Annotated in this window: 10 protein-coding genes; 2 read left to right on the top strand and 8 right to left on the bottom strand. The window is 59.5% G+C overall.

The window, feature by feature from the left end:
* Nucleotides 1-23 precede the first annotated feature (23 nt).
* The 7 genes from RRH01S_RS03035 to RRH01S_RS03005 form a co-directional block, all read right to left on the bottom strand.
* Nucleotides 24-641, bottom strand: a complete 618-nt coding sequence (locus tag RRH01S_RS03035) for an ABC-type transport auxiliary lipoprotein family protein (RefSeq protein ID WP_037218536.1) — start codon at nucleotides 639-641, stop codon at nucleotides 24-26.
* A 38-nt stretch (nucleotides 642-679) separates the two neighbouring features.
* Nucleotides 680-2,050, bottom strand: a complete 1,371-nt coding sequence (locus RRH01S_RS03030) for an MlaD family protein (protein ID WP_012651623.1) — start codon at nucleotides 2,048-2,050, stop codon at nucleotides 680-682.
* A gap of 8 nt (nucleotides 2,051-2,058) precedes the next feature.
* On the bottom strand, nucleotides 2,059-2,922 hold the full coding sequence (locus RRH01S_RS03025; RefSeq protein ID WP_007696450.1) for an ABC transporter ATP-binding protein: 864 nt from the start codon (nucleotides 2,920-2,922) through the stop codon (nucleotides 2,059-2,061).
* A gap of 12 nt (nucleotides 2,923-2,934) precedes the next feature.
* Nucleotides 2,935-4,095 (bottom strand): ABC transporter permease, encoded by a 1,161-nt coding sequence (locus tag RRH01S_RS03020; RefSeq protein ID WP_012651624.1) that lies wholly within the window; start codon nucleotides 4,093-4,095, stop codon nucleotides 2,935-2,937.
* A 156-nt stretch (nucleotides 4,096-4,251) separates the two neighbouring features.
* Entirely contained in the window at nucleotides 4,252-5,475 is a 1,224-nt protein-coding gene (locus RRH01S_RS03015) for an MFS transporter (protein ID WP_007696452.1), read from the bottom strand.
* Between the two features lie 225 nt (nucleotides 5,476-5,700).
* Nucleotides 5,701-6,348: an HAD family hydrolase gene (locus tag RRH01S_RS03010; protein WP_198929337.1), complete on the bottom strand. Its 648-nt coding sequence runs from the start codon at nucleotides 6,346-6,348 to the stop codon at nucleotides 5,701-5,703.
* Between the two features lie 103 nt (nucleotides 6,349-6,451).
* Nucleotides 6,452-7,276, bottom strand: a complete 825-nt coding sequence (locus RRH01S_RS03005; protein ID WP_012651625.1) for a UDP-2,3-diacylglucosamine diphosphatase — start codon at nucleotides 7,274-7,276, stop codon at nucleotides 6,452-6,454.
* A 344-nt stretch (nucleotides 7,277-7,620) separates the two neighbouring features.
* Here RRH01S_RS03005 and RRH01S_RS03000 point away from each other — a divergent pair, with 344 nt between their 5' ends.
* Entirely contained in the window at nucleotides 7,621-9,933 is a 2,313-nt protein-coding gene (locus RRH01S_RS03000; protein WP_007696454.1) for an NADP-dependent malic enzyme, read from the top strand.
* A gap of 155 nt (nucleotides 9,934-10,088) precedes the next feature.
* Entirely contained in the window at nucleotides 10,089-10,964 is an 876-nt protein-coding gene (locus RRH01S_RS02995; RefSeq protein ID WP_234711636.1) for a hypothetical protein, read from the top strand.
* Here RRH01S_RS02995 and RRH01S_RS02990 read toward each other — a convergent pair.
* Nucleotides 10,924-12,699, bottom strand: coding sequence for an ankyrin repeat domain-containing protein (locus RRH01S_RS02990; RefSeq protein ID WP_042469911.1), 1,776 nt, complete (start codon nucleotides 12,697-12,699; stop codon nucleotides 10,924-10,926). The genes RRH01S_RS02995 and RRH01S_RS02990 overlap by 41 nt on opposite strands.
* Nucleotides 12,700-12,766 lie beyond the last annotated feature (67 nt).

The raw sequence follows: 12,766 nt of genomic DNA, 5'->3' as shown, positions 1-12,766 counted from the left end.
TCCGTTAATCGGATAGGCAAACCTCAAAGCGAGCGCAGGCTCCAGTCAACAATCTCGGCGGTGACGCCGGCAAAGGCCGTGTCGAGCCCCCGAATGAAATCGGGGTTGCTGCCGCCTGTGACCGGGACGACTTTGCGGAAGACGCTCTGCGACTTGATCGTGCCCGTGCGATCGTTGAGGATCTTCACCGAGATTTCGACAGCGGCGGACTTCTGGCCGCCAGCCGCATCAATCTCGAAGGAACGGATGTCGGTGACAATCTGATAGTCGATCGCCAGCCCCTGCCCCGGTACGCCGACGCCGCCAAGCTTGCCGGTATTCTCGAAGGCTTCGACCAGCTTCGATTGCACCATGCGGCTCAGCTTGTCGCTCCACTGCGCCTTGCCGAGATACTGGATTTCAGAGGGCGAGACGCGGATGACGATCAGGTTGCTGTCGAGCGCCTGCAATGCCGTTGGCGGCGGAATCAGGATTTGCTTGCCCTTCATCAACGGACCGCTCGCCTTGACCGAGGCCGAGAGGTCATAAGTATCGTTGGATGGCTTGGAACCGCAGCCGCTAAGCAGGGCCGCGAGCAGCGGCAGAACGATCGCTGCCTTCCTGTACACCTGATAACGCTCACTCGAAACGCAACCGACCATATTCCGCATATCCCTCACAGTCCAAAAACCGCTATCCATCAACGCCGCGCCCGGCCGTCATATTGCTTGACCGTATCGCCACCAAACAGCAGGCGCTGCGGATTGCGATCGAAGTTAGTGATCGTGCTGTTGAGATTGTCAACCGTGCCCCGCATGTCGTTGATGAGGGTCTGGACGTTGCTCAGACCGCTGCTCGAGAACTTCTGCAGATTGTCGGCGATCGGCCCGATTCGGGCGTTGAGATTGTCCGCCATCTTCTTGAAGGACGTGAGCGTATCCTTGGCTTCGGCAAACAGCGACTGCGTGTCGCCGGAGCCAAGCAGCGAGTCGACCTTGCTGAGAACGCCGTCGACCTTGCCGGACGCCGAATTCAGCTTCTCAGAAATCGACCGGGCATTGGCAATCGTCTGGTCGATATCCTGCTGGCGGGCGGCAACCGAATTGGCGACCTCGCGGATGGACGTGACGGCCGCGCGGGCGTCCTTGGTGACCTGCGTAATGTCGTCAACCGAACCTTTCAGCTTGGCGGGATCGATCTGCGCCACGATGGCGTCGACGCGGTCCAGCGTCTGCTGTGCCTTCTGGCCGAAGGCATTGTAGGTGTCGGCGGTCTGCTTGAAGGCAGCCACGGTCGCCTTCAGATCGGTCGTCGCATCCGCCACGTTGGCGGTGATCTTGTTGGCGTTGTTGACGACCTCATTGATCTTGTTGGCGTCGACCGCACGCACCAGTTTCTCGACGGCTTCCAGCGTCGAGTCGATACGAGTCGAGACATTCTTGAAGGTGTCGGAAAGCTGCCCCATGCTGGCGAGGAACTTGTCGATATTGTCGGAATTGTCCGACAATGCCTTGGAGAAGGTCTGTGCGTTGCGCACCGTATCCGTCAGCGGCGCACGGGAATCCGAGACGAATCCCTGGATATCGCCGATCGTGTCGTTTGCGCGGTTCAGTATCTTGTCGGCGGTATTGAGCAGGTTCGTGACGCTCGATTGATCGGCGAGCAGCACGGCGCGCTTGCCGGTATCAACCGAGCGCTTGAGGATGTTCTCGTCACCGTTGCGGCCGCCGGAAAGCTCGATATAGGCAGCGCCCGTCAGACCCTGGATCTCCAGAATCGCCTTGGTGGACGTATAGACCGGCGCGTCTGCCCGCACTTCGGTAAAGGCAAGCGAATAGTTCGGATCGTCGGCGTCAATCGAAAGCCCCTGCACGGAGCCGACCTGAATGCCGTTGAAGCGGACGGGCGAGCCGACGCTCAGGCCGTTTGCCGAGCCCGGAATGCGAACGACCAGTTCGACCATCGGGCCGCCCCGGCCATATTCGGCCATCCAATAAACGAACCCGAAAGCGGCCGCGATGACCAGCAATGTAAAGAACCCGACGATCGTATAGTTGGCTTTGGTTTCCATTGTTCCAATTACTTCTCGCGGCTGTGGGCGCCAGCGCCGTTGTCGTCGTTGCGGTCTCCAACCCTTCCCGTCGGCACGATCGAACGCGCGCGTTTACCACGGAAATAGGACTGCACCCAGGGGTCGTCGCAGGCGAGCATGTCCTCAACCGTTCCTTCCACCAATACCCGTTTCTGTCCGAGAACGGCAATACGATCGCAGACGGAAAACAGGCTGTCGAGGTCGTGAGTCACCATATAGACGGTCAGGCCGAGCGTGTCTCGCAGCTTGGCGATCAGCTCGTCGAATTCCGCGGCACCGATCGGGTCGAGGCCAGAGGTCGGCTCGTCCAGGAAAACAAGGTCGGGGTCGAGCGCCAGGGCTCGCGCCAGTGCCGCGCGCTTGATCATGCCGCCGGAAAGCTCTGACGGGTATTTGTCGGCCGCATCGGCGGCAAGGCCGACCATGCGGATCTTCAGATGCGCCAGCTCATCCATCAATGCTTTCGGCAGGTCGAGATATTCCCGCATCGGCACCTGGATGTTCTCCTTCACCGTCAGCGAGGAGAATAGCGCACCCTGCTGGAAGAGCACGCCGAGGCGCATGTCGAGCCTGTTGCGCTCCGGCTCAGAGAGCTTGTCATAGTCTTCGCCAAGGATCTCGATCTTGCCCGAGCGGCGCGGCAGCAACCGCAGCACCGTGCGCAGCAGCACCGACTTGCCAGCACCGGAAGCCCCGACGAAGCCCAGGATTTCACCGCGATAGATATTGAGGTTCAATTTATCGAGCACGACTTTCGATCCGAAAGCGACGGTGACATCCCGTGCCGACAGCACGATGTCCCTGCCATGCTCATCTTTTTCCAGGGAGATTTCCGAGTGAAGCGCGCTCATCGTTGATATCCCTCAGAAATCGATCGCGGCATAGAACATGGCGAACAGCCCGTCCATCAGGATCACCACGAAAATCGACTTCACCACCGAGGCAGTCACATGCTGCCCGAGCGATTCGGCGCTGCCGCCGACCTTCAATCCCTCGACCGCCGCGACAATGCCGATCACCAGCGCCATGAATGGCGCCTTGATCATGCCCGAGATGACAGTTGAAAGGCTGATCGCCTCATGCAGGCGCGCAATGAAGGTAGCGAAAGTGATACCGGAATAGGCCCAGGTTACCGTCGCCGCGCCGAAGAGTGAGGCAAAATTGGCAAGGATCGTCAGCAGCGGCAGCGCCACGGTCAACGCCACCAGCCGCGGGAAAATCAGGACCCCGATCGGATTCAGACCCATCACCTTCAGCGCATCGACCTCTTCGCGCATCTTCATCGAGCCGATTTCGGCGGTGATCGCGCTGCCCGAGCGCCCGGCGATCATGATGGCGGTCAGAAGAACACCAATCTCGCGCAATTGCAGGATGCCGACGAGATCGACAACGAAGACCTCGGCGCCGAAATAGCGCAGCTGAAATGCCCCCTGCTGCGCGATGATCGCGCCGATCAGATAGGACATCAACAGGATGATCGGGACGGCGCGCACGCCCATATGGTCGATCTGGTTGACGATCGAGGCCGGCGAAACGCCGCTGCCGCGCCCGAACTTCAGCTGCGCGCCGCGCACCGCCGAGCCGAGAATATACATGGCCGCAACAAGATTGCCCCAGACCTCGTAGACAGTTTCGCCGATCGGCGCGAAGATGCGCTCCGTCCAGGATTTCTTTTGCCGGGGTTCCGGCTTCTCGGCATCCGGGTCTTCGGTAAAGGCCGTCAGCAGCTCGTCGATATGCGAATTGGAGCCTTCGATGCTGACGCTGGCGCCATGCGCTTCCTGACTCTCCTTTAGGCGGCGGATCAGCAGCGCTCCGGCGGTATCGACATCGGAGAGATCGGAAAGATCGATCACCACCCGGCCGCCAGCGCTCCGCGTCGTCAGCTCATCGATGCGCCGCAACACGCCATGGACATTGGCGCTACGCCAGTTGCCTTCCAGCCGATAGCGATGCCCGTTGCCATCGGGCTCGTCGTCGATCCTCGGTGCATCGGCTTTCTGTACGGCTGCTTTCAAACTCATACATCTTTCAAGTCTTGCGGCACACTCGCCGACTCGGGAATCCCCCGCGCGACGCTAATCGTTAATACACCGAGTTCATAGGCGATTTCTATGCCGCGCAAGCGCCAAAGATATGGCACGGCATTTTGATATCTAAATGAAACCACTTTGCACGACTTATGAAGCCTCGCTCGCTCTTCCCCCGACCGAGGAACTCCGAGGTTGAAGACTACGCGCGAAAACCACCATGGCAAGACCGAAGGCCGCAACACCGGACATGATGTAGTAGCTGGAAAGACCGAGCCAAGCATAGAGATAGCCGGACGCCAGGGTCATAAGCCCGAGAAACATGCCGTTATAGAAGAAATAAGTGCCCTGAGCAGACGCCTCCTGCGTTTCCTGTACCGAAGCGACGATGCGCCGCTGGATGCCGGTATGCACGCAGGCAAAGGTGCAGGCATGGAAACATTGCAGCATGAAATAGCCGGCGAAACCGAGATTGATCGGGAATAGGATCCAGCGGACGACGCACACGGCCGAGCCGAAAAAGATCAGTGTCCAGGCGCTGAACCGCCGGCCGAGCATCCTCGACATGAAAAACACCATGACCTCCGCCGCCACCCCGATGCACCAGAGGACGGCGATCTGCGTGCCCGAAAAACCGAGCTCTCGCCAATAGATCGACGCGAACGTATACATCATGGCGTGGCTCGACTGCTGCACCGATACACCGATCATGGTGACCAGCAATTGCGGAGACCGCAGCGAGCTCCCGGTTGGCGCCTGCAAATCGATCGGTTGATGATGGCGCCGTCGCGTTGGCCCTATGCGCGGACAGAAGAAGGCCATCAGCGTTGTCAGGACGAAGCCCGCGACCATGGCGGGGAGAACCGTCGTACCGCCCCATTTGCCGATCATTTGACCGCCGATAAGGGTCGAGACGATGAAAGCGATCGATCCCCAGACGCGCATCGAGCCGTAATCGAAACCCCAACGCCGTACGCCGGAAACGGCAATCGATTCAACGATGGGCACATAAGGCGCATATGTCGCCCCCTGGATACCGTAGACCAAAAGCACCGGCCAGAAATCGCTCGTCCAGTAAAGCGCAATCGCCGTCAACAACGACAACGCACCCGACCAGAACAGCACAGTGGCGCGTTCCTGCACACGATCGGCAAGCATGCCGACAATAGGCACGACAAGAACCCGCACCACCATCGGCACGGCGAGGATCAGACCAATCTCGCGATCGCTGAAATTCAACCCGGCGAGCCAGACCGGAAAAAACGGCAAGGCAATCCCATTGACGATCAACGGAGCACAATAGGACAAGGCTGTGCGCAACCGAAAATACGGTGGCGCGGCCTCGCCCTGCAAAGATTTTGTCGCGGGAATCATGACAGACCTGAAGGGAACTGATCTGTTCCTAGCACCCTATCGTGAGTACGACTATGGCGAGAAATGGCCTTGCTGCAACGTTTCAGCTCAAAACGGCGAAAGCAGCGAGATCTCGGCGATCAATAATTGTGACGGATCGTTATCGAGGCGGAAGGAGACCGCCGCATCGACGGGCTCGACTGACATATTCTTCTGCCGGGTCGCCTCCAAAGGGCGCGGCAACGTCTACGGCAGAGATGCCAGAGCTTTCGACAAGCCAATCGGTGAGTGAATAGTGATCGTTGCCTGCCCTGCCTCAAGCCGGCGCGCGTGAATGAAGCCCCACGGGCCGCGAACCAAGAAAACCGCACACATTCCCGCTCTTCTTGCAGGCAGTATATCATTGTCTAGACGGTCGCCGACATAGGCAATTTCTGAAGGTCGACACCCGGCTATTTCGATAACTCTTGCGAAAAAGGCCGGGGACGGCTTCTCAACACCCCAGCGCGCCGAAGAGGCGATATAATCAGCCTCAACCCCACAGGCTTTCAAAGCGCCTTCTGCTTCCTCAGGCTGATTTCCCGCTATGCCGACGCGATAGCCTGCGCCTCTCAATTCGTGAAGCGCGGCTAGCGCATCAGGATAAAGGTCACGCGGTTCTATAGTGTAGCCTTGGCCGCTAGCTGCACGCGAAGCCTCTGCCTGCTTTAGATCGAAATCAGGCACGAAAGCATCGAACACCCGTCGGTGATGCTCTCCGCGCTCAATGACAGCACCAAACGCTGCACAGAATGAGAGGCGGGAAACCCCAAGCCAGTCGGCCCAGGAAAACCACTGACGCGTCTCGTCTACCAAGGTTTCACCGACATCGAAGAAAACGGCTTTGATCGGCACCTGTTGCCTCCCGAATTGCCCGTCGGCGACTATGCCCACGCTCGGCTCTATTTGAGGCATGGAATGGGCTGAAGCAACAATGACCGTTTGTTTGTTGCGGCAGCTACGCCGCTTGCGCCCCAAGCGCTTTCGGCAGCTCCTCGCCGGCAATGCCGATGAGCTGGGTTTCAGCAATCGACTGCCAGGTGATCAGCTCGAACGTGCCGTCGTCATGCTCGGCGATCGCTGTGCAGCTTTCCACCCAGTCGCCGGTGTTGATGTAGCGGATGCCATCGAAATCCTCTATGACGGCATGGTGGATGTGGCCGCAGATGACGCCGTCTGCATCACTGCGCTTCGCCTCTTCCACGACGACGCGCTGGAACTCGCCGATGAAATTGACGGCGTGCTTGACCTGAAGCTTCGCCCAGGCCGAGAAAGACCAGTAGGGCATATTCAGGCGGCGGCGAACCGCGGCAAGGCCGATATTGATCAGGATCGCCATGTCATAGGCCCAATCGCCGAGATAGGCGAGCAGACGGGCATTGCGGACGACGACGTCGAATTCGTCGCCATGCAGAACGAGATACTTCTTGCCGTCGGCGGTCTCGTGGATCGCGCGCTGGGCCACCTCGATGCCGCCGAAATGCGTGCCGGGGAAGTCGCGGAGGAACTCGTCGTGATTGCCGGGGATATAGACGATGCGCGTGCCCTTGCGCGCCTTGCGCAACAGCTTCTGCACGACGTCGTTGCAATCCTGCGGCCAGTACCAATTGCGCTTCAGCCGCCAGCCATCGATGATGTCGCCGACCAGATAGATGGTGTCGGCGTCGTGAAGTCGCAGAAAATCGAGAAGGAAGTCCGCCTTGGCCGCTTTAGAGCCGAGGTGCACGTCAGAAATGAACAGCGTTCGATATCGCCGGGTGTCCATGTTTTCATTCACGAACATTTGTCCGTGCCCTATCCTACGTTGGCTAATCCAAAATCAGACTCGTGTTTCAGGAAGATGACAAATGCTGTGCGGAGTGCTCCCGGTGGGAAATTGCCCGCGTTTTGCAGCTATGGCGAGCTCCAGCCGGTCGGTCATGAAACTCGCGGCCCTGAGCGGGACCATAGGTCCTTGCACCTCACAATGTCTGGTCCGCAATGCCGGGGTTTCCGCAAAAGAAAATTTATGCCTTTGCCGCGACAAAAAACCCTTCAGCAGCGTCAAATCCATACTGTGCACTCCCGGCGATTGATGTATGGAGGGGATTTGAGGCGCACGCGCGCAAGCAGGAATGGAGAAGCGGGATGGATACGCACGACACATCGAAGGCAGCCAAGAACATGGCGAGTGGCAATCTCGACGAACAGGCGCTCTTCTTTCATCGCTATCCCCGCCCCGGTAAGCTGGAAATCCAGGCGACCAAGCCGCTCGGCAACCAGCGCGACCTGGCGCTTGCCTATTCTCCCGGCGTCGCTGCACCCTGCCTTGCCATCCGCGACAATCCGGAAACGGCCTTCGACTACACCTCGCGTGGCAATCTCGTCGCAGTCATCTCCAACGGCACCGCGGTGCTTGGCCTTGGCAATATCGGCCCGCTGGCCTCCAAGCCGGTGATGGAAGGCAAGGCGGTCCTCTTCAAGAAATTCGCCGGTATCGATGTGTTCGATATCGAAATCGAAGCCCCAACTGTCGATGAGATGGTCGCTACGATTTCCGCACTCGAGCCCACATTCGGCGGCATCAACCTTGAAGACATCAAGGCGCCGGAATGCTTCGACGTCGAGCGTCGTCTGCGCGAGAAGATGGACATTCCGGTCTTCCACGACGACCAGCATGGCACCGCCATCATCGTCGCCGCCGCCATTCTCAACGGCTTGGAACTGGCCGGCAAGAAGATCGAGGACGTCAAGATCGTCGCCTCCGGCGCCGGTGCCGCGGCGCTTGCCTGCCTCAACCTTCTGGTCATTCTCGGTGCCAAGCGCGAAAACATCTGGGTCCACGACATCGAGGGCCTCGTCTATGAAGACCGCAACGTGCTGATGGACGAATGGAAATCGGTCTATGCCCAGAAGAGCGACAAGCGCGAGCTCGCCGAGTCGATCGGTGGCGCCGATGTCTTCCTCGGTCTGTCAGCCGCCGGCGTATTGAAGCCCGAGCTTCTGGAACAGATGGCGGAAAAGCCGCTGATCATGGCGCTGGCCAACCCGACGCCGGAAATCATGCCTGATCTCGCCCGCGCCGCCCGTCCCGACGCGATGATCTGCACCGGCCGTTCGGATTTCCCGAACCAGGTCAACAACGTTCTCTGCTTCCCCTATATCTTCCGCGGCGCGCTCGATTGCGGCGCCAAGACGATCAATGAGGAAATGAAGATGGCGGCGGTACGCGCCATCGCGTCGCTTGCCCGCGAAGAGCCTTCGGACGTGGCCGCCCGCGCCTATACGGGCGAGACGCCGGTCTTCGGGCCGGACTATCTGATCCCCTCGCCCTTCGACCCGCGCCTGATCCTGCGCATCGCACCAGCTGTCGCGAGAGCCGCTGCCGAAAGCGGCGTAGCACTGCGCCCGATCGCCGATTTCGACGCCTATATGGACGAGCTCAACCGCTTCGTCTTCCGCTCCGGCTTCGTCATGAAGCCGATTTTCGCCGCCGCCAAGATCGCCGAGCGCAAGCGCGTGGTCTTCTCCGAAGGCGAAGACGAGCGCGTTCTGCGCGCCGCCCAGGTCCTCCTGGAAGAAGGCACCGCCGTACCGATCCTGATCGGCCGCCCCAATGTCATCGAGACCCGCCTGAAGCGCTACGGCCTGAAGATCCGGCCGCATACCGATTTCGCCGTCATCAACCCGAATGACGATCCGCGCTTCCGGGAATATGTCGAGCTCTATTTCTCGCTCGTCGGCCGCAGCGGCGTCATTCCGGAAGCAGCCAGAACGATCGTTCGTACCAACACCACGGTCATTGGCGCCCTGGCGCTGAAGCGCGGCGATGCCGACGCATTGATCTGCGGTCTCGAAGGCCGTTACGAACGCCATCTGCGCATCGTCCGCCAGATCATCGGCAAGCGCCCGGATGTCGGCGACTTCTCCGCTCTCAGCCTGTTGATCTCACAGCGCGGCGCGACGTTCTACACCGACACCTATGTCACCTTTAACCCGAATGCAGCGGAGATCGCCCAGTCGGCGGTGCTGGCGGCCGAGGAAATCAAGCGCTTCGGCATCTCGCCGCGCGTCGCCCTCGTCTCGCATTCGAACTTCGGATCGCGGGAATCGGAAAGCGCCACCAAGATGCGCGACGCCCTAGCGCTCGTGCGCGAAGCGGCACCGGAGCTCGAAGTCGACGGCGAAATGCACGGCGACAGCGCCATTTCCGAAAGCCTGCGCCGCCACGTCATGCCGGACAGCACGCTTTCCGGCGAGGCGAACCTGCTCGTCTTCCCCAATCTGGATGCCGCCAACATCACCCTCGGCGTCGTCAAGACCATGACCGATGGCCTGCATGTAGGCCCGATCCTGCTCGGCACGGCGCTTCCGGCCCACATCCTGTCACCCTCCGTCACCTCGCGTGGCGTCGTCAACATGGCGGCTCTGGCCGTGGTTGAAGCATCGCAGCCGAATTGATCTGAGATTCACCGCGTGCGGCCGTCTCCAAAGGCGGCCGTCACGACACAGACGGCGGGTTATTAGCCGGATACATCATCACATTTAATGCTCCTATTTTCGTCGGTTGCTCCCCGTTTTGTGGCCTCACGCCGCCGAGAAGGCGCAAGCCAAGTTTGTTTTCCGATCTAACCGCAAAAAATCTTTCACAATCAGCATGTTTTGATGGGTACGTTGTTAAGCAACACGGTATATTCTCCGTGGAGATCAAACCGCTTTTCGAAGAGCACAACGTGAACCGCGGCAAAAAATTCTACTCCTCTCTCTTGCTATCCCTGCTGGCGGCGACGCCGGTCCTCGCCCAGGCGAATGCCATCTGCGACGAATTACACGTCCGATATGCCGACACGACGGAGTTTGTTGGCGCCAATGCGGAGACGCGTCAGCTTTCGCGATCCATCGTCCAGCAGAACATGGCAATACGGCGCCTGAAGAGCGACATGCGCAATCAAGGCTGTACGTCCGACAGCAGCTTGACCATCCTCGGCTCCGACAACGAGGCTGCCTGCGATGACATGCACGATGCGATGGAGCGGATGCGCGATGACCTTGCATCGCTGATGGACGAGCGTGAATTGAGCGTGTCCCGCATCGACGATGCAGGCTTGGAGAGGCGGCGATTGCTGGATGACATGCAGCGGAACGGTTGCAGCACTCCGATGTCGGCCACGCCGGACACCGTCATCGACACCCGCGTGAAACCCGAGGGTTATGCACCGCAGCAACAATCGCTGGTGCAGCCGGAAAGTTCGATCACGACGATAGAGACGCAAAAGCCCAAGACGGACGACGCCACTCTGCCGCAGCAGAAGACAGCGGTGATAGCCCCTCCGGAAATTACTCCGGTTCAGCCGAAACAACTGCAACCTGATCGACCCTACGATCCCGCGACCAACAAGGTGCGCCAGGTCGGCCCACAATTTCTTGCGACCGACCAGGGCACGCTCGACCTCAAGCATCCGAAAGAGGTTGGCCCGCAGCCGTCGCAATAGGCTGCCGCAACAACGCGATGACGGCCTCGTCGCCCATCTCTCTCGCGAGATCACGATAGGATCGGCCGGACGCATCTCTCACAGAACGATCAGCGCCACGCTCTAGCAGGAAGCGCACCGCATCAACGCGACGATTGAGAATGGCAAAGCCAAGCGGCGTCATCCAGTCACGATCCACACTTGCCTCCCCATGCGGACGAAACTCACCGAAGCGAATGTTCATCAGCTCCGGATGGGCACCCAGATGCACGGCCAGTTGGTCGATCTGGCCATAGGCAGCGGCCGCAAAGATATCGAGCGGCTGCGTTTTCAGGAACTCCACCATCTCTGCTCTGCCATTATATTCGGCCCAGCCGATCGGCGGCGCATAGTAGTAGCGATCGCGGATGGTGGTATCCGCACCATGCTCGATCAGCAGTTTCGCCATGTCGATATGACCATGTAGTGCGGCTTCGTGCAGCGGCGTACGGCTGGTCATGGCGTTGACGTCGAGGCCAAGCGCCAGCATGCGGCGGACGGGTACGAGCGCATTTTCACCGGCCGCTTCATGCATCATGGTAGGATGAGCGCGTCGCATCGCATCGGGAATATCGATATCACCTGAAACTCTTTGTATGTGCTCGACCCACATCGTTTGATCGGTAGATGCATCGCCAGTCGCTAGTTGAATATAGACCCAGTCTTCTTGCTTCAGACGAACGGCTATGGCTCCCTGCTGAACGAGATACAGCGCTAGATCCTTGTCATTTCCTAGCCGCGCCCATTCATAAGGCGTTCGGCCATTGACCGTCTTATTGACATCGGCTCCATGCTCGATCAGCAGCCTGACACGCTCGCCCATGCGCTTCTCGCAGGCCCAGGCGAGCTGATAGTCGAACACCGTCTGTGCATTCGCCACCAGCTTGCCATCCTCGCGCACCAGCCAGTTGTTGCTGTCTTTAGCGGAGAGCCCGTATTCCAGCAGCAGCTCAAGGCAGGAATTATCGGGCTCGAACATCCGGTTATAAAGTGCCTGGCTGTCGTTCGCCGCCGCACCCGCATCGAGCAGCAAACGCGCGAAAGCCTCACATTCCGGATGTTGCGGCTGTCCGACCTTGCCAGCCTCGCCCTCGCCGAAAACGCCGGTCAGCGCCGTAAAGCGATATTGGCCATGGTCAAGAAAGAAGGCATTGGGATCGGCGCCGCGCTCAATCAGAACCCTTGCAGCCGGCAGGCTGGATCTGCCGGGCACGCGGGCATAGGCGGCATAGAGCAGCGGCGGCCAGTCACAGGGACCGCCTTTGCGCTCGAGAAACTGCGGTTGGCGATCGAGCCAACGCGCCACGCCGTCTGCATCACCGAGAGCAGCAGCAATATGGATGCTATCGCCGGCAATGTCGGAATTGGCCTCCAGCAGTTGCAATGCCTCGTCGAAGCGCGCCGGATCGGCAGCAATATGGGAAAAATAGGACACCGTCGCCAGCGACAGGAATTTATTGGCAAGCTGATCCAGCGGGACCTGTCCGCGATTGGCGCTCTCCAGATGCGCCTTGAGTTTCGCCCAGCTCGAGAAGCCATGTTCGCGGGCAAGGACAAGCTGGATGTCCTGAAGCCCGATATCGGTGACATCGGCAAAGTAAGGCGTGACACGGCTTCGGGCCGATGCGTCACCCGACTGAGCGGCTTTCAGAAAAGCCTTGGCCTGCTTTTTGAGAGAATCGAGAGTGGCGTTACCCGCCAGAGAGCGCGTGGTCACAAAGACCTCCTTTCATTCACGTCCGGTATCCGCGCCCACAGACTGAAAAGAGGTGTGGCAGTCTTTA

Origin of the sequence: Rhizobium rhizogenes NBRC 13257, assembly GCF_000696095.1 — a bacterium.
Lineage (GTDB): Bacteria > Pseudomonadota > Alphaproteobacteria > Rhizobiales > Rhizobiaceae > Rhizobium > Rhizobium rhizogenes.
Note: the sequence above shows the minus strand (reverse complement) of the source record. Positions and strands in the feature narration are given on the sequence as shown.

Bases quoted from the DNA above. Each gene is read 5' to 3' on its own strand.
- RRH01S_RS03030 (WP_012651623.1), bottom strand. From the start codon at position 2,050: ATGGAAACCAAAGCCAACTATACGATCGTCGGGTTCTTTACATTGCTG.
- RRH01S_RS03025 (WP_007696450.1), bottom strand. From the start codon at position 2,922: ATGAGCGCGCTTCACTCGGAAATCTCCCTGGAAAAAGATGAGCATGGC.
- RRH01S_RS03005 (WP_012651625.1), bottom strand. From the start codon at position 7,276: ATGTTCGTGAATGAAAACATGGACACCCGGCGATATCGAACGCTGTTC.
- RRH01S_RS03035 (WP_037218536.1), bottom strand. From the start codon at position 641: ATGGTCGGTTGCGTTTCGAGTGAGCGTTATCAGGTGTACAGGAAGGCA.
- RRH01S_RS03020 (WP_012651624.1), bottom strand. From the start codon at position 4,095: ATGAGTTTGAAAGCAGCCGTACAGAAAGCCGATGCACCGAGGATCGAC.
- RRH01S_RS03015 (WP_007696452.1), bottom strand. From the start codon at position 5,475: ATGATTCCCGCGACAAAATCTTTGCAGGGCGAGGCCGCGCCACCGTAT.
- RRH01S_RS03000 (WP_007696454.1), top strand. From the start codon at position 7,621: ATGGATACGCACGACACATCGAAGGCAGCCAAGAACATGGCGAGTGGC.